The following is a 16,857-nucleotide window of genomic DNA, read 5'->3' as shown; positions in this document are numbered from 1 at the left end:
GTGCGCGTCGAGGTGGACCTGGTCGGGAGCATGGTCGGCGTGGGTCTACCATGCTGTGTAGTAGTGGCCGCGCCGCACCGTGTCCGGATATCGCACCGGATCGGGTTTGGATCGCGCGCCGCGGATTCCAGACCGGATCGGATAATGCACGGCGTGCGAGGAGAAACAGTGGGGATTGGGCAACAGCCGGGTGGCGCTCACGGCTCCTCCGGGGCGGTGCTCGCCGACCGTGTCACGGGCAGTGGCCCGTTGGCGGCGGCGACCAGGCGGGTCCTCGCCTACATCGCGCTCACCAAGCCCCGGGTCATCGAATTGCTGCTCGTCGCAACGATTCCCACCATGCTGCTGGCCAGCCGCGGCGAGGTCGAGATCCGGCTCATCCTGGTCACCCTGTTCGGTGGTTGGATGGGTGCGGCCAGCGCCAACACCCTCAACTGTGTCGCCGACGCCGACATCGACAAGGTGATGAAGCGGACCTCCAAGCGTCCGCTCGCCCGCGAGGCCGTGCCCACCCGCAACGCCTTCGTCTTCGGCGTCACCCTCGGACTGGCGTCCTTCGCCTGGCTGTGGTGGCAGGCCAATCTGCTCTCCGGCGCGCTGGTCGTGGCGACCATCCTGTTCTACGTCTTCGTCTACACCCTCGGCCTCAAGCGCCGCACCTCCCAGAACGTGGTGTGGGGCGGCGCGGCCGGCTGCATGCCCGCCCTGGTCGGCTGGTCCGCGGCCACCGGCACCATCGGCTGGCCCTCGATCGTGCTGTTCCTGGTCATCTTCTTCTGGACGCCGCCGCACACCTGGGCGCTGGCGATGCGCTACAAGGAGGACTACAAGGCCGCGGGCGTCCCGATGCTCCCGGTCGTGGCCACCGAGCAGGTCGTCACCAAGCAGATCGTCATCTACACCTGGCTGACCGTGCTGGCGACCTTCGCCCTGGTCCCCGCCGCCGGTGTGATCTACGCCGCCACCGCCCTCGTCGCCGGCGCCTGGTTCCTGCTCATGGCCCACCAGCTGTACTCCGGCGTCCGCAAGGGTGAATCGGTCAAGCCGCTGCGCCTGTTCCTGCAGTCCAACAACTACCTCGCCGTCGTCTTCTGCGGCCTGGCCGTCGACTCGGTCCTCGGCTTGAACACCCTCGGGCACACCCTCTTCGGCTGATCCCGACATTTCGGTGGGCATGCGTGTCGATTCGGCGCGTCGCTGTTCGATGAGGAGGTAGGGCGGACCCGCCGCCCCCCTCATCCGAGAGGAACAGCTGCCTCATGACCGACCACGTTCTAGCTTTGCCCGACGTCGACCTCGCCTACGACCTGCGGGGACCCGCACCGGCCGAGAGCTCGCACCGGCCGCTGCTGATGATCGGCCAGCCCATGACCGCCGAGGGTTTCGCGGCATTGGCGTCGTATTTCCCGGAACGCACGGTGATCACCTACGACCCGCGCGGTCTAGGGCGCAGCGTCCGCAAGGACGGGCGCAGCGACAATTCCCCGACCGTCCAGGCCGAGGACGTGCACGCGCTGATCTCCGCGCTGAGCCTCGGTCCGGTGGATCTGTTCGCCAGCAGTGGCGGCGCGGTCACCGCGCTCGCGCTGGTCACCGCCCACCCCGGCGATGTCGCTACCCTCGTGGCCCACGAACCCCCGATCCTGTCGGTCCTCCCGGACGCCGCCGCCGCGGCCCGCGGCCAGGCCCAGGTTCGTGACGCCTACCAGGCCAAGGGCTCGTTCGCGGGGATGGCCGCCTTCATCGCGTACACCTCTTGGCAGGGCGAGTTCACCGACGCCTTCTTCGCGCAGCCCCCGGCCGATCCGGCGTTGTTCGGTATGCCCACCGAGGACGACGGCACCCGGGACGACCCGCTGCTCTCCGACCTCTCCTGGGCCATCACCGGGTACACGCCCGACATCGACGCGCTGCGGGCCGCACCGACCCGCGTGGTCATCGGTGTCGGCGAGGAATCGGCCGGGGTCCTCACCGGGCGCACCGCGGAAGCGACCGCGGCGCTGCTCTATTCGACTGCCGTCGTGTTCCCCAGTCACCACGGCGGTTTCACCGGTTCCGACTCCGGCTACCCCGGCCAGCCGGAACCCTTCGCACAGCGTCTTCGTCAGATTCTCGACGAAGACCAGGGATAGGCGCCGGCTGACGCGCGTGTCGATTCGGCCGTGCGCCGATCGATGAGATGGTGAGGGCGGAACACGCCGCCCCGCCACCCGAGAGGCCAGCGTCATGCCGAAGCTCCGCGTCCACAACTTCGCCGTCTCCCTCGACGGCTTCGCCGCCGGACTCGATCAGGGCCCCGACGCCCCGCTGGGCGTCGGCGGGGAACGCCTCCACGACTGGGTTTTCCGCACTCGCTACGGGCTCACCATGATCGGCGAGCCCGGCGGCGATCCCGGTCCCGACGACGACATCCTCGCGGCCGGCGACCATAACGTCGGCGCCACCATCATGGGCCGCAACATGTTCGGCCCGGTCCGCGGCGACTGGCCCGACTATTCGTGGACCGGCTGGTGGGGCGATACCCCGCCCTACCACCACGACACTTTCGTCATGACCCATTACGCCCGCCCCGCGCTCCCCATGAAAGGCGGCACCACCTTCCACTTCGTCTCCGACACCCCGGAAGCGGTCCTCGCCCAGGCCTTCGAAGCGGCACAGGGCCAGGACGTCCGCCTCGGCGGCGGGGCCGCCACCATCCGCCAGTTCCTCGCCGCGGGTTTGGTCGACGACCTGCACCTGGCCATCGTCCCGACGCTGCTCGGCTCCGGTGAGCGACTCTTCGACAACCTCGGCAGCCTCCCCGGCTACCGTGTCACGGACATGCTCAGCACCAAGTCCGTCACCCACGTCTGGCTCACCAAGCACTAGGAACTGCCCTGGCCGCGTCGAGGTGGTCAGCGGCAGGCGACGAACTGCTGGACGAAAATGCCTGCGGGGTCGACGTTGTCGAGGCCGGGGCGGGCCGCGCCGGAACGGACGCCGACCCCGAGTTCGGTGACCTGGCGGTCGAGGAGATTGGCCTGATGGCCGGGACTGTTCATCCACCAGGTGACGGCGGCCCGTGCGGTGGTGGAGTCACTGGAACCCCATCCCGCATAGGCGTTCTCGGACCACCGGTTTACGCCGAGCGGGTCGAATATGAAACTGTTGCACGGGTTGTAGGACTTCACGCGGCGCAGTAGCTGGATGGTCACCGGAATGCCGGGCAGGTTGGGGTCGTTATGGAAGTCGGCGCCGTCGGTCCACCACTGGCGACTCTGGGCGTGACCGGCGAAGTCGGCCGCGCTGTTACGTAGCCCTTCATTCCACTTCAGCGCGGGGACACCGGCCTTGGCGCGTTCGATATTGGTGAGGCAGAAGACCGCCCGCTCGATCCTGTCGAATTGACCGGCCAGGGCCAACGCGGCAGCCAAGTCGTTGCCGGGGTCCAGGTTCGCGACGAACCCGAGGCTGTGCACCGGGTCGTCGGCGTTCTCGCACACCGGATCCGCGGCGGCCGGTGCGGCGGAGTGCGGGAGACCGGTGACGGCGGCGAGGGCCAGTGCCAGGACGACGCCGCCGATGACCGTGCGGCGCACGGGAGTTCGAGACGGACGCTCCACCAATGAAATCTCGACGAACGCGCGCTCGCGGATCATTCCGGTGACTACTCCTTGTCGAGGAGTTCGCGCAGCCGGTGCGCGAACGGTTCGGGCTGGCCGGGGTAGCCGGAGTCGGCACCGGTGAAGCCGCCGTGGTGGCTGGGGAACACGACGGCAGCCGAATCGAGCAGGGCGGCGGTCGCCTCGGCGGTCCGGGCGGTGAGGGTGCCCGCGGACTCCGCACCGACCGCGATCAATACCCGGGTGGGAGCTGCCTTCAGGGCCGCGGCGTCAGGGGAGTAGACCGTGACCGCCCACGAGACGTCCGACAGCAGCGGGTCGTCGCGGGTGCCGTCGTCCTCGGTGGGCATCCCGAACAGCGCCGGATCGGCCGGAGGCTGCGCGAAGTAGTCGTCGGTGTATTCGCCTTGCCAGGAGGTGAGGGCAATGAAGGCGGCCATGCCCGCGAACGACCCTTTGGCCTGGTAGGCGTCCCGGACCTGAGCCTGCGCGCGCTCAGCGGCCTCGGCATCGGGCAGGACGCCGAGGATCGGCGGCTCGTGCGCGACGAGGGTTGCGACATCGCCCGGGTGGGCGGTGATCAGCGCGAGCGCGGTGACCGCGCCGCCGCTGCTGGCGAACAGGTCCACCGCACCCACCCCGAGCGCGGTGATCAGCGCGTGCACGTCCTCGGCCTGCACGGTAGGCGAGTTGTCGCGACGCCCGTCTCTGCGGACACTGCGCCCGAGACCGCGCGGGTCGTAGGTGATCACGGTGCGTTCCGGGAAGTAGGAGGCCAGTGCGCCGAAACCGTCGGCGGTCATGGGCTGGCCGATCATCAGCAGCGGCCGGTGCGCGCTCGCGGCCGGCGCGGGTCCGCGCAGGTCGTAGGCGAGGTCGGCATCGGGCAGTTCGAGGATGTGTTCGGTCATATGAGCATGGACGGTACCGCGCGTCCGAATTCATCGGTGGCTCCGCGACGGTGTGTCCCGTCGCGGAGGACTGCGGCCCCGGTCGACCGCGCCGAATACCGACGGTGGGTGGTCAGGGCACCGGTTGGCCGTCGGGTGCGATCAGGTGCCAGGCGCCCATCAGGCCCTGGCCGCGGGTGTCGCCGGGAGCGGAGTCGGCGGCGAAATAATAGAGAGGCTTGCCCGCGTAGGCGGCTTGGGTTGTCCCGTCCGGGCGGGTGATCGTGGTGATCAGGTCCGCGGTGACACCCGGGTCCGCGATGACCGGTCCCGGTAGTGCGGGCCATTTGGTGAGGCACTCGCCTACACACGCCGAGGTGCCGGGGGTGTCCTTCGTGAAGACATAGAGGGATCTACCCGCCTTGTCTGTCAACATGTCTCGACCCGCCGCCGACGTCACGCCGATCGAGGCCGGCGCGGCGGATACCGGGGGGCCGGACACGAGCGGGGGCGAGGTGTCGCCGGATGAGCAGGCGGTGGCCGTGGCGAGACAGGCGAGGACGAGGGTGGGCGTCGCATGCCGGATTGTCATCGGGGAGCTCCTGAGTTGTGGCGCGGACTATTTGGCCGGCGGCGCGGGCTGCGCGGGGTCCTTGCAGTAGGGCAGTTCGGGCGGACACGGAGCGAGGATGGTCGAGAAGTACTGGATGGCGGAGAACAGGGTGATGGGGCCGCCCGCCACCACGATGCCGCCCATCGAGCCGACAGCGCCGAGGGTGGCCATGCCGAGTACGCACCCGGCGATGGTCGCGCCGACGAACGGCACCAGCAATGCGATCACGGGGCTGCTCAGTACGGCTCCGGCGGCCGCGCCGACCAGGCAGCCCACGCCCGCGCCGACGACAGCGCCGAGCACGGCACTGACCGCCGCGCCGATGGCGGCGCGCTGAGCGAACGCGCCCAGCGCTTGCGAGTCACGGGGAGTGAAGGATTCGGCGATCTGTGCCGCCGCGCGATCGACGGTCACGACGTCGTTGGCGGCCACCGGCGTGACGTGCTGGGGATTGTCCTTCGACGGGGTCAGTGTCGCGGTGGCGCCGTCGATGCGGGCGGTGATCGGGTAGGCGGTGTCGTCGACCCGATAGGTCAAGGGGATGGCGGCGACCAGCTGATTGTCGCGGTCGAGTACGGCGAGCTGCTGGTCGAGCTGCCGCACGGTGCCGCCCGCGACGGTCAGGACGGCGGAGTCTCCCGCGCGGCTCACCTCGTAATGCACTGCGGCGGAGGGAGTCTCGCCCGCCGGTGCCGCGTGGGCGGTGACGGCTGTGGCCATCAGCGCAGAGGTCGCGAGCGCCGCTGTCACGGCAGTGTTCCTCATCTTCATTCCTGTTTCCTCATCATCGGTACGGGATTTCCGGTCTCACCGAGAGGCGATGATCCGGTTGTGGGCTTGGGCGAGTTCGCGTTTGAGGATCTTGCCGCTGGCGGTCATCGGCAGCGTGCCGGTGAATTCGACGACGCGCGGATACTTGTAGGCGGCCAACTGTTCCCGGCACCAGTCGATCAGCTCGTGCGCGGTGACCTCGGCCCCGGGTTCGGGGACGACGCAGGCCTTGATCTCCTCGCCGTAATGCTCGTCGGGGACGCCGATGACGGCGGCCAGTGCGACGGCGGGATGGGTGTGCAGGACTTCTTCGATCTCGCGGGGATAGACGTTGAATCCGCCCCGCACGATCATGTCCTTGGCGCGGTCGACGATGTAGTAGTAGCCGTCGGCGTCGCGGCGGGCGAGGTCGCCGGTGCGGAACCAGCCCTCCCGCATCACCTCCGCGGTGGCGTCGGGCCTGCGGTGGTAGCCCTTCATGACATTGTGGCCGCGCACCGCGATCTCGCCGATCTCACCGGTGCCGGCGACAGTTTTCCATTCCGGGTCGATGAGCCGCACTTCGATGCCCCACACGGGAATTCCGATCGACCCGGGCCGGGAATCGCGCTCCGGATCGGCGAACAACGCCAGCGGTGAGGTCTCGGACAGTCCGTACCCCTCGAGAATGGGCACGCCGAATCGCTGTGCGAAGCGCGTCATTGTCTCGACCGGCAGCGCCGCGCCGCCGGAGACGGCCTTGCGTAGGGTGGCGGCGATCCGGCCGACATCGACGGTGTCGTCCAGCGCCCGCAGCAGCCCCCAGTACATCGTGGGCACACCGGCGAAGAAGGTGACGCGTTCGTCGGCCAGCGCCCGCAGCGCCGCGACCGCGTCGAATCGCGGCATGAGTACCAGCGTGGACCCGACCGACAGCCCGGCGTTCATGTGGATGGTCTGGCCGAAGGAATGGAACAGCGGCAGGGCGACCAGATGGGTGTCGTGCCGGTCGGGCCGATTGTCGAAGAGCCGGTCCGCGGTCAGGGCGTTCATCACCATATTGGCGTGGGTGAGCTCTGCGCCTTTGGGCCGGCCGGTGGTTCCGCTGGTGTAGAGGATGACCGCGGTGTCCTCGGGACGGCGGGCGACGGTATCGAACCTCCCCGGTAGTTCCGCGACGGCCCGCGCGAAGGCCTCGACACCCGGATACGGCGATCGAGCCCGCGGATCGGCGGTGATCAGGACCATGTCCCTGCAGTCCGGCGCCTGCTGGAATCCCTCCCAGCCGTATTCGCCCATCGGCAGTTCGGTCGTGCCTTCGAAGCAGAGATACAGCGCCGCTTCGGCATCGTCGAGGTGGTAGGCGATTTCGCGGGGACGCAGCAGGATATTGAGCGGCACCACGACCGCGCCCGCTTTGACGATCCCGTAATAGCAGATCACGAACTCGGGCAGATTCGGGCACGAGAGCGCGACCTTGTCGCCCGGCTCGATTCCGCGGGCGGTCAGCAGGTGGGCGACCTGGTTGGCGCGTGCGTCGAGTTCGGCATAGGTCAGTCGCTCGAGGTCACACACGACGGCATCGATGCCGGGAGACCGGCGTGCCGAATCCTCCAGCAGTACAGCGAGATTGAGCACAGGGCACCTCTCGGAGCGGTCAGGCCGCGGTGGTCAGCGGGGCGGCCGTGGCCGCGCGGACATCGGATTCGGTCACGCCGGGTGCGCATTCGCGCAGGACCAGCCCGGTGTCGGTCACGTCGATGACGGCCAGATCGGTGATGACGCGGTGCACGACCGCCGCGCCGGTGAGCGGAAGGGTGCAGCGGCGCACGATCTTCGGTGCGCCGGTCTTGTCGGTGTGCTCCATGAGCACGATGACCCGGCGGGCGCCGTGGACCAGGTCCATCGCGCCGCCCATGCCTTTGACCAGGTGGCCGGGCACCATCCAGTTCGCCAGATCGCCGGTGGCCGAGACCTGCATGCCGCCCAGCACGGCGGTGTCGATGTGGCCGCCGCGGATCATGCCGAAGCTGGTCGCCGAATCGAAGAACGACGCCCCCGTGACGACGGTCACGGTCTCTTTTCCGGCATTGATCAGGTCGGCGTCGACCGCTGTCTCGTGCGGGTAGGGGCCGGTGCCGAGGATGCCGTTCTCCGAGTGCAGGGTGACGCGCACTCCGTCGGGCATGTGGTTGGGGATCAGGGTCGGCAGTCCGATGCCGAGGTTGACGTATTCGCCGGCCCGCAGTTCCTGCGCGGCGCGGGCGGCCATGGCGGTGCGGGACCAGCCGAGGACCGTGGTGGCAGTACTCATGTCAATGCTCCTGGGCGACGGTGCGCTTCTCGATGCGCTTGGTTTGCGGTCCGGTGTGCACGATGCGGTCGACGAAGATCCCGGGCAGGTGGATCCGGTCCGGGTCGAGTTCGCCTGCGGGAATCAGCTTTTCGACCTGGGCGATGCAGACGCGACCGGCCGCGGCCGCCAGCGGGTTGAAGTTGCGGGCGGCCTTGTCGAACACCAGGTTGCCGGCGGTATCGCCGATGCGCGCGTGGATCAGCGCGTAGTCGGCGGTGAGGGCTTCCTCGAGCACGTAGCGCCGCCGGCCCCGGTGTCCGCTGAAGGCCCTGACCTCCTTGGGCGGCGAGGCCACGCGCACTGATCCGTCGGCGGCGTACCGCCACGGCAGACCGCCTTCGGAGATCGGGGTGCCGACCCCGGCCGGGGTGAAGAACGCCGGGATTCCGGCACCTCCGGCCCGCAACTTCTCGGCCAGCGTGCCCTGCGGGGTCAGCTCGACCTCGAGCTCGCCGGACAGGTATTGGCGGGCGAACTCGCCGTTCTCGCCCACATAGGAGGCGGTGATGCGGCGGATCTTCCTGTCGGCCAGCAGAATTCCCAGCCCGTATCGGTCGGTGCCGCAGTTGTTGGAGATGATCTCCAGTTCGGTGACCGCGGTCGCGGCCAGCGCCTCGATCAGCACGTCAGGGATCCCGCACAACCCGAATCCGCCAACCGCCAGACACGATCCGGACGCGATGTCGGCGACTGCCGCGGCCGCGGAGGCGACGATCTTGCTCACCGCGCGACCCCCGCACCCGGGGTCGGGACCGAGGTGGCGTCGATCAGTTCCCGCAGGAGTTCTTCCGCCCGTGGCCAGTAGCCGTAGCCGGAGGCGGGGTTGAGATGACCCACGTCCCCGAGATCCACCAGCCGGCTGCCCCACGCTTCGGCCATTCCCGCGACCCGCCGGAAGGACGCGAGCGGGTCGGTGGTGGAGGCGGCCACGATGCTGGGGAATGGCAGCCGTCGCCATGGAATCGGATTCCAACCGGCGGCGTCGAGTTCGCCGGTGTCCGGATATCCCTGCGGGAGTGGCGTTTCGAAATCGGGTGGTGCGGCCAGCAGCGCGCCGCGCACGGGTCGGGTGGCCTGTTGCGCCCAGTGCACGGCGATCATCACGCCGGCGCTGTGGGCGACCAGCACCACCGGGCCGTCGATCTCGGCGATCACCGCGTCGAGTGCGGCGACCCGGGCGGCGCGCGAGAGTTTGGCGTGTTCGAGCGGCGGGACCGTGCGCACCCGCGTCAGGCGTTCGGCGAGGCGGGTCTGCCAGTGGTCGGGCACATGGTCGCGCAGACCGGGCACGATCACGACGGTGGGTTCGTTGGCGTCATTCATGGTGTGTGGCAGTTCCTTTCGAGATCAGAGCGAGGGCGAGGGCTCGAGCGCGGCCAGTCGGCGCAGCCCCGCCGGATAGGCGCGTTTGCCCAGCATCAGGGCGGCGAGGGCGCCCAGATAGGTGAGCGGGGCCAGCCGCAGAGCCTCCGCCAGCCCCAGGTGGTCGGCCAGGACGCCGACGACGAAGGGGCCCAGCGCCAGTCCGAGCAGGCTGTTGGCGAGGGTCAGGGTGCCCAGCGCCGAGGCCCGCACCGAAGGATGGGTGAGGTTGGCGACCATGGCCGCGGTGGGACCGGAGGAGCCGCCGGAGAAGAAGGCGCCGATCCCGATCAGCGCCAATTGCGCCGGCCCGGTGCCGATCCCGAAACCGACGCACAGGCACAGCAGCGAGATGACGCAGAACACCATGGCGGCGCTCCACTTCCGCGTCAGGTCGCGGCGGCCGACACGGTCGGTGATCACGCCGCAGACGATCATGCCGGTTCCGACGAGCAGCGAGAACACCGCGGCGACCGCGCCCGCCCGGTCCGGCGGCAGACCGTAGGAGCGGTTGATGAAACTCGGCATCCACGCCAGCAGGATCGCCGCGGTGAAGATCTGCAGCGCGCTGCCCACATACGCGCACAGCACCGCCGGATTGGTGAACAGCGTCGATACCGGCGCCCGGTAGCCGTGGCCGGGTTGCCCGGGCCGGTGATCCTGGTCGGCGGCGTGCTGGGCCAGCTTCGCCTCGGTGACCAGGGCGCGGAACGCCGCCGCCAGGATCAGGCCCGCGATGGCCATGGCGGCGAAGGACCACCGCCAGCCCAGGTGCACGGCGATGACGCCGCCCAGCCCGACGCCGAGCACCGATCCGAACGAACCGCCGGCCATGAACGCACCGCTGAGGGCGGCGTGCCCCCGAGGGGCGAACACACTGAGCACCACGGCGATGCCGACGCTGCCGTACGCGGCCTCGCCGACACCGACCAGGAAGCGAGCTCCGAGCATCTGCCCGTACCCGGTGGCGAGCGCGCACAGCAGGGTCGCCGCGCTCCACAGCACGGCCATCAGGACCAGGCTGCGCACCCGTCCCCAGCGATCGGCCAGGATCGACAGCGGCAGGGTGAGGATCCCGACCATCAGGGCTACGACGCTGGTCAGTGATGCCAGCCGGGAATCCGACAGTGCCCATTCGGTTTTCAGGAACGGAAAGTCCGCGCTGAGGACCTGCCGGGACATGTAGTCGGCGAGCAGCAGCCCGAAGGCCAGCGCGAACACCAGCCACGGATAGCGGCGGCGGGCCGCGGGCGTGGGGGCGTGAGCCGCGACCGGGGCGGCGGCGAGGCCGGGCGCCGGGGCGGCGGTGGTGTGCAACTCCATTGGTGCTCCTACGAATCCGGCGCGCCGAGACGGGGTGCGGCGGGCCGGAGAGCTGAGGGACGTACGAGGGCGGCGCGCACGGCGGAGTGCGCCCCGGCTCGGGCGGGCGGGGCGTGGTGCCCGCCCGAGGCCGGAAAGGTCAGGCGTGCTGGGTGAATCCGACCTGGCCGGGCTTGCGGTTGGGGGCGTACCCGAGCTTGGCGAGGGTCTCCTCGGCACTGCCGTAGCGCTCGTCGAGCTTGTAGATCTGGCGAGCTTCCTTGCCGGTGGCGACCTCGCGGCCCAGTTCCCCGGCGATGCGGACCAGCTGTTGCACCTGCTGCACCGAGGTCATCTTCTCGCCCTTGCGGCCCCATAGGGTGTCCTCGTTGCCGCAGCGGGCGTGCAGGCCCATGGCGATGGCCATGGTGTTGACCGGCAGGCAGCTGCGCATCAGTGTCTCGAGGGTCAGCACGGCGCCGTCGGGGACGCGGCGGACGAACTCCATCATGTTGTAGGGGTTGGGTCCGTCGAAGCCGCCGCCGATGGCGACCCAGGTCAGCATGAGCGGGCCGGTGTAGACGCCCCGGCGGATCAACCGTTCCACCGTCTCCAGCTGCGGAATGCTGGAGAGCTGGAAGTGCGGCTGAATACCCTTGGCCTGCAACCGCTTCAGATGCTCCTCGACCCACGCGGGACCGGCCGGGACGACCATCTCCCGGTAGGCGTCGTACACCTCGGGGCGGGTGAAGGAGGTGCCCGCGATGTCGTCGTCGGTCATCAGCTCGACGATGTTCATCTGGCTGGTGTTGATGGCGATGGTCACCTGATCCGGCGCCGGATCCAGTTCGGCGAGCAGGTGGCGGGCGTCGTCGGACAGCCATTTCGCGTCCGCGCCTTCACCTTCCGGCGCGAACGAGATGGAGCCGCCGACCTGCAGGATCATCTCCGGTACCGCCTCACGCAACCGGCCCAGCAGTTCGTTGAACTTCGAGAGCCGCTTGGAGCCCTTGCCGTCGAGTTCGCGCACGTGGATGTGCAGCACGGTGGCCCCGGCCTCGTAGCAGTCCACCGCGGCCTGCACATGCTCGTCCATGGTCAGCGGCAGGTCCTCGCGGAAGTCGTCGAGTTCCCATTCGGGACCGTAGGGGGCCACCGTGATGACCAGTTTCTCCTGGTTCTCCGGGAACAGCGAATCATCGTGGAAATGCATGGAAATACTCCGATCGAGAATCGAACAATGGTGGGAGTGAGTGGATCTCAGAACGTGGCGTTGCCGATGATCCCGGCGCGCTCCATCTTTCGGACGGCGGGCCAGTAATCCTGGACCGCGTAATGCTGGGTGGAGCGGTTGTCCCAGATGGCGAAGCTGTTCTTCGTCCACCGCCACCGCACCTGGTATTCGGGAATGGTGGCCTGCCGCATCAAGTAGTGCAGCAGCTCGGCGGCACCGGGCGCGTAGTCCGCGCCGAACCGCACATGCTCGGAGGTGTGGTAGTTCACCAGGTGGGTGGTGAAGGAGTTGACGAACAGGATCTGCTCACCGGTCTCGGGATGGGTACGCACCACGGGGTGTTCGGCGTCGGGGAAGCGCTGCGCAAGTTCGTGGCGCTGATCCATCGGCATCCGTGCGCCGAAGCTGGCCTCGATGCTGTGGCGAGCGCGCAGCCCTCGAATGCGGTCCCGCACGTCCTCGGGCAGTCGCCGATAGGCCTCGACCATGTTCACCCAGATGGTGTCGCCGCCCACCGGCGGCGTTTCCACGCAGCGCAGGATCGCGCCCATAGGCGGGTTCACCCGCCAGGTGGCGTCGCAGTGGTAGGCGTTCTCGTAGTGCTCGGGCGGGCTGTCGAGGTCCTTGTAGATGCGGACCAGTCCCGGGTGGTCGGGATCGCTGCCCACCACGGGATGGTCCTCGAGCGGGCCGAAACGCTGAGCGAGAGCGACATGATCGGCGCGGCTGATGTCCTGATCACGGACGAACAGCACCTTGTATTCCAGCAGCAGGGCGCGCAGCTCGGCGAACAGCGCGTCGTCGTGCGCCGCCCGAGCGAGGTCGACACCGAACAGTTCGGCGCCGATCGAACAGGCCAGCGGCTGCACGCCGATCGCGCCGCGCATTGTCGAATCCGGTAGTGGGGCAATGGTTGTCATGAGTTCCTCCAAACGGTGAATCCTGGGGCCGGGATGATCAGAGCGTGAAGACCGAGGAGCCGATGCTGCGTCCGGTCTCCAGGTCGCGGTGCGCGCGCACCGCGTCGGGCAACTCGTAGCGCTGATTGATCTCGATGCGGATGCGTCCGGCCGCGACGTGGGAGAACAGCTCCCCGGCCAGTTCGGCGCGCTCGGCGGGATCGGCGATGTAGTCGGCCAGGGCCGGACGGGTCACGAACAATGAGCCCTTGACCGCCAAACGCATGGCCTCGATCGGCGGCGTCGGGCCCGAAGCGGTGCCGAAGCACACCAGCAGCCCGCGCCGCGCCAGCGAATCCAGCGACGCGTCGAAAGTGGTCTTGCCGATGCTGTCGTACACCACCGGCACGCCCGCGCCGCCGGTGATCTCCCGGACGCGGGCGGCGACGTCCTCGCGGGTGTAGAGCACCACGTGATCGCAGCCGTGTGCCCGGGCGATCTCGGCCTTCTCCTCGCTGGAAACCGTCCCGATCACGGTGAGCCCCAACAACTTCGCCCACTGCGTGAAGATCAACCCGACCCCGCCGGCGGCGGCGTGCAACAGCACGGTGTCCCCGGCGCGCAGCGCGTGGATGCGGCGCAGCAGGTAGGCCGTGGTCAGCCCGCGCATAGTCATCGCCGCGGCCACGTCGAAGCCGATCTCGTCCGGCAGCGCGATCAGATGCTCGGCGGCAATCACCCGCTCGGTGCTGTAGGCGCCCAGTGGGCTGCCGGTGTATGTGACCCGATCGCCGGGTGTGAACCCGTCGACGCCGGGGCCGACGGATTCGATCACGCCGGCCGCCTCGACACCCATGCCCGCCGGCAAGGCGGCCGGATACAAGCCGCTGCGGAAATAGGTGTCGGCGAAGTTCAGTCCAACCGCCCCGTGGCGGATGCGCACCTCGCCGGGACCGGGTTCGCCCACCGCGACCTCTTCCCAGCGCAGCACCTCCGGGCCGCCGGTCTCATGGAAGCGAACAGCTTGTGCCACAACAGATCTCCTCTTCGCGGTAACTGTGATGGAACCCACAGTAAGCTGGACCGTGACCGGATGCTTATCCTGTCGGGACAGAAAAATGAGCATCTCGGGACATGATGGGAGGGTGCGTTGAGGCCGCTGGCCCGATACGCCGCGCTGCATAGCTACGTCGAACTCGGTCAGTCGCTGGGTCTGGACCCGGTCGCGCTGATCCGCGCGGCCGGCCTGGATCCGGCGAGCCTGAGCCTGCAGGACCGCTGGGTCCCCGCCGCCGCGATCGCCGATCTCCTCGAACGCTCCGCCATCGCCTGCGGGCACGAGGATTTCGGGCTGCGCCTGGTCGAACGCCGCCGATTCGCCAATCTCGGTCCCCTGAGCTTGGTGATCCGCGACGAACCTGACGTCCGTAGCGCACTGCGGGTCCTGTCACGGCACGAGAACATGTACAACGAGGCACTGCACACCCGGCTCACCGAAGACAACGGCATCGCCACCATCCGCCTGGCCCTCGACCTGGGCGGGCCCGGCGGCACCCGCCAGGCGATCGAATTCGCGGTGGGGGTGCTGCACGGACTACTGCGCGGATTCCTGGGACCCAAGTGGCAGCCGCTGGAAGTCCGATTCAGCCATCCCGCGCCCCGCGACCGCCGCACCCATCACCGCGTGCTCGGGACGCACCTGGCCTTCGACTCCGACTTCAACGGAATCCTCACCTACACCACCGATCTCGATGCGGCGAACGCCATGTCCGACCCGCAGCTGCGGGCGTACGCCCAGCCACTGCTCGACGTGACTGCGAACGCCCTCACCACGACCACCCTCGATCGGGTCCGCTCACTCATCGAACTGCTGCTTCCCACGGGCCGCTGCTCGGTGGATCAGGTCGCGCGCAGCCTCGGCGTCGATCGCCGCACCATCTACCGCCACCTCGCCGCCGAAGGCGAAACCTTCACCACCCTGGTCGACGTCACCCGCGCCGAACTCGCACAGCACCTGGTCGCCAACCGCCGCCACACCCTCACCGAGGTCGCCGAACTGCTCGCCTTCTCCACTCCCGGCAACTTCACCCGCTGGTTCCGGCGACGCCACGGCTGCACTCCCAGCCAGTGGCGGGCCGCCGCCGCTCGCCGCGCCGAGTGATCCCGGTCCGGCCCCGGTGATGCCCTCGACCCCACGACCGGTCCGCCACTTCGCCACCCCCGCGGTGGCGAACGGCGCGCTGGTCATCGGTACGACGTTCGGTCCGAGGTTCTTCCGTCTGCCCTAGCCCCGCACCGGCATCCGGCTCAGTGGCAAGGCTGCAACGGGAAGCAGGCCGGTGGAACGGTCGTGCGCGGCAGTGTTGGATCGGTCGAGTGCGCAGACGTGGGTGCATCGACGACGGTCGAATGTGTCGGCTGCTGTTGCTTGTTCGGTGACGGTGTCGGCGTGTTCCGGGCGGTGCAGGCGATGGCGATCACCAGGATGATCGCCGCCAGGATCAGCCCGCCGATGATCGGCATATCGCGGCGGCGCTTGCGCCCGCCTCCGCTGGACTGCTGCTCGTTCCACAATGGGAACCGGTCCTGCTGCGGAGCGGAAAGGCCGGGCCCCTGAGGCTGACCGGATCCGGGCGGCGGACCGGCCGGACCGCGTCCCGGCGGAGGGCCGGAAGGGCCTGCCTGGGATTGGGATTGGGGTCCGGCTCCGATGCCCGGCGGCCGGGGCCCCTGCGGCGGCAGCGGTGGCTGGCCCGGCCCCGGGCCCGATGGCCGGCCGACTGACGCCGCGCCCGGGATCGGTGTCGGAGGCGGCGGTGTGCGGCCCGGCGTCTGCTGCGGTTCCGAGGTGCCGGCCAGCGCCCGATATGCCCGCTCGGCCGCGGTAGCGGAGGTCGCGCCCGCGATGGCCGCGCCGACACCGGGCCCGCGGCCCGATTCCTGTTGCGCCGCAGACCGATCGCCCGGACCCCGTCCGCCACTGCGGGATTCGCTGCCGTGCCCGGTCGCGCCCGGTTCCCGCTTCGACAGGCTCGGCCTGGGCTCCTCGGGTTCCGGGGACGCGGGCGGTACCGACGGCACCATGACCTCGGTGGGCCGGTTCGCGAACGGCAGCGGTGCGTCCCGAGCCGAGTCCGGCACCGGGAACCCCTCGGATACCAGATCGGAATAGGTTGCGGCAGCGGCGAATCCGAGCGCGCCCAGCGCCTGCCCGACCTGCGCGGCATCCCAGGACGCGGGCGCCCCTTCGGCGAGCGTGGTGAAGTAGGCGCGCAGCGAGGACGGTCCGTCGCCGATCAGCACATCGATGCCGGTGGGCAGCTCGCCCTTCTCCAGCTTCACCCGACTGCCCAGCTGCGGCACCAGCAGCACCAGCCCGCTGACCGGAACCCGCTCCCGTCCGGGCGCGGAACGCAATTGCCCGGCGAGGTCCATGGTCTGGCGGCGCACCCGGTCGAGCGGGTCGGCGTCCCCGTCCAGCGGCGCGGGCCGCTCGTCCACGGTCCACGGCTGATCCTGGGCGCATTCCAGTGTCCCGGTAACCCGTTCGGTGAATCCGTGCACGCCGACCACGACGCAGGTCTGCGGGGTCCACACCACCACGTCGGCGTCCTGACACTGCACGACCGCGATCCCGGGCACGGCATGTGGCCCGCTCCAGGATTTGAGCCAGTTCACAACGGTGCGTTCGGTGCTCGACAGCCGCGACGGGTCGTCGTTTCGGACCTTCACCAACATCCCAGACCACCTCTGACCGATGCGCCTCTACCTGCCGGCCGCCCGAACTCTCGCCGCGACCACCTTACGGGGTCGCGACACCCTCGCGTGGCCGAAAATGTTCGGTCCGGG

General features: G+C 69.3%; 17 protein-coding genes. 4 read left to right on the top strand and 13 right to left on the bottom strand.

Annotation, left to right across the window (positions count from 1 at the left end; genetic code table 11):
- The first annotated feature begins 144 nt into the window (after positions 1 to 144).
- The 3 genes from ACYVKL_RS06970 to ACYVKL_RS06960 all read left to right on the top strand — a co-directional run bounded on the left by ACYVKL_RS06970 (position 145) and on the right by ACYVKL_RS06960 (position 2,868).
- On the top strand, positions 145 to 1,155 hold the full coding sequence (locus ACYVKL_RS06970; RefSeq protein WP_379169291.1) for a heme o synthase: 1,011 nt from the start codon (positions 145 to 147) through the stop codon (positions 1,153 to 1,155).
- Between the two features lie 104 nt (positions 1,156 to 1,259).
- The gene (locus ACYVKL_RS06965) at positions 1,260 to 2,132 is read left to right on the top strand and encodes an alpha/beta fold hydrolase (protein ID WP_379169289.1); all 873 of its coding nucleotides are present in this window, start codon (positions 1,260 to 1,262) and stop codon (positions 2,130 to 2,132) included.
- Between the two features lie 94 nt (positions 2,133 to 2,226).
- Positions 2,227 to 2,868, top strand: a complete 642-nt coding sequence (locus ACYVKL_RS06960; protein ID WP_379169287.1) for a dihydrofolate reductase family protein — start codon at positions 2,227 to 2,229, stop codon at positions 2,866 to 2,868.
- A gap of 26 nt (positions 2,869 to 2,894) precedes the next feature.
- Here the strand turns inward: ACYVKL_RS06960 and ACYVKL_RS06955 are convergent, their stop codons facing one another.
- The 12 genes from ACYVKL_RS06955 to ACYVKL_RS06900 all read right to left on the bottom strand — a co-directional run bounded on the left by ACYVKL_RS06955 (position 2,895) and on the right by ACYVKL_RS06900 (position 14,041).
- On the bottom strand, positions 2,895 to 3,638 hold the full coding sequence (locus ACYVKL_RS06955; protein ID WP_379169285.1) for a CAP domain-containing protein: 744 nt from the start codon (positions 3,636 to 3,638) through the stop codon (positions 2,895 to 2,897).
- An 8-nt stretch (positions 3,639 to 3,646) separates the two neighbouring features.
- Positions 3,647 to 4,513 (bottom strand): alpha/beta fold hydrolase, encoded by an 867-nt coding sequence (locus ACYVKL_RS06950; protein ID WP_379169283.1) that lies wholly within the window; start codon positions 4,511 to 4,513, stop codon positions 3,647 to 3,649.
- A gap of 112 nt (positions 4,514 to 4,625) precedes the next feature.
- Positions 4,626 to 5,084, bottom strand: coding sequence for a COG4315 family predicted lipoprotein (locus ACYVKL_RS06945; RefSeq protein ID WP_379169281.1), 459 nt, complete (start codon positions 5,082 to 5,084; stop codon positions 4,626 to 4,628).
- Between the two features lie 27 nt (positions 5,085 to 5,111).
- Positions 5,112 to 5,870, bottom strand: coding sequence for a DUF8020 domain-containing protein (locus ACYVKL_RS06940; RefSeq protein WP_379169279.1), 759 nt, complete (start codon positions 5,868 to 5,870; stop codon positions 5,112 to 5,114).
- 42 nt (positions 5,871 to 5,912) lie between these two features.
- On the bottom strand, positions 5,913 to 7,493 hold the full coding sequence (locus ACYVKL_RS06935; RefSeq protein WP_379169277.1) for a long-chain-fatty-acid--CoA ligase: 1,581 nt from the start codon (positions 7,491 to 7,493) through the stop codon (positions 5,913 to 5,915).
- 19 nt (positions 7,494 to 7,512) lie between these two features.
- The gene (locus tag ACYVKL_RS06930; RefSeq protein WP_379169275.1) at positions 7,513 to 8,169 is read right to left on the bottom strand and encodes a 3-oxoacid CoA-transferase subunit B; all 657 of its coding nucleotides are present in this window, start codon (positions 8,167 to 8,169) and stop codon (positions 7,513 to 7,515) included.
- Between the two features lies 1 nt (position 8,170).
- Positions 8,171 to 8,935 (bottom strand): CoA transferase subunit A, encoded by a 765-nt coding sequence (locus ACYVKL_RS06925; protein WP_379169273.1) that lies wholly within the window; start codon positions 8,933 to 8,935, stop codon positions 8,171 to 8,173.
- Positions 8,932 to 9,534, bottom strand: a complete 603-nt coding sequence (locus tag ACYVKL_RS06920; RefSeq protein WP_379169271.1) for an RBBP9/YdeN family alpha/beta hydrolase — start codon at positions 9,532 to 9,534, stop codon at positions 8,932 to 8,934. The genes ACYVKL_RS06925 and ACYVKL_RS06920 overlap by 4 nt, the downstream gene beginning before the upstream one ends.
- 24 nt (positions 9,535 to 9,558) lie before the next feature.
- Complete coding sequence (locus tag ACYVKL_RS06915; protein WP_379169269.1) at positions 9,559 to 10,896, bottom strand: MFS transporter; 1,338 nt, start codon at positions 10,894 to 10,896, stop codon at positions 9,559 to 9,561.
- Positions 10,897 to 11,035: 139 nt separating this feature from the next.
- Positions 11,036 to 12,088, bottom strand: coding sequence for a beta-keto acid cleavage family enzyme (locus tag ACYVKL_RS06910; protein WP_379098123.1), 1,053 nt, complete (start codon positions 12,086 to 12,088; stop codon positions 11,036 to 11,038).
- A 47-nt stretch (positions 12,089 to 12,135) separates the two neighbouring features.
- Positions 12,136 to 13,029, bottom strand: coding sequence for a TauD/TfdA dioxygenase family protein (locus ACYVKL_RS06905; RefSeq protein WP_379169267.1), 894 nt, complete (start codon positions 13,027 to 13,029; stop codon positions 12,136 to 12,138).
- A gap of 37 nt (positions 13,030 to 13,066) precedes the next feature.
- The gene (locus ACYVKL_RS06900) at positions 13,067 to 14,041 is read right to left on the bottom strand and encodes a quinone oxidoreductase family protein (protein WP_379169265.1); all 975 of its coding nucleotides are present in this window, start codon (positions 14,039 to 14,041) and stop codon (positions 13,067 to 13,069) included.
- Positions 14,042 to 14,158: 117 nt separating this feature from the next.
- On the opposite strand from ACYVKL_RS06900, the gene ACYVKL_RS06895 reads away from it, so the two are divergent.
- Entirely contained in the window at positions 14,159 to 15,169 is a 1,011-nt protein-coding gene (locus ACYVKL_RS06895) for an AraC family transcriptional regulator (RefSeq protein WP_379169263.1), read from the top strand.
- Between the two features lie 146 nt (positions 15,170 to 15,315).
- Here the strand turns inward: ACYVKL_RS06895 and ACYVKL_RS06890 are convergent, their stop codons facing one another.
- Complete coding sequence (locus tag ACYVKL_RS06890) at positions 15,316 to 16,746, bottom strand: hypothetical protein (protein WP_379169261.1); 1,431 nt, start codon at positions 16,744 to 16,746, stop codon at positions 15,316 to 15,318.
- Between the last annotated feature and the right edge of the window lie 111 nt (positions 16,747 to 16,857).

The sequence above is a fragment of the Nocardia tengchongensis genome (assembly GCF_054781395.1).
This window is presented reverse-complemented; position numbering and strand designations above follow the sequence as displayed.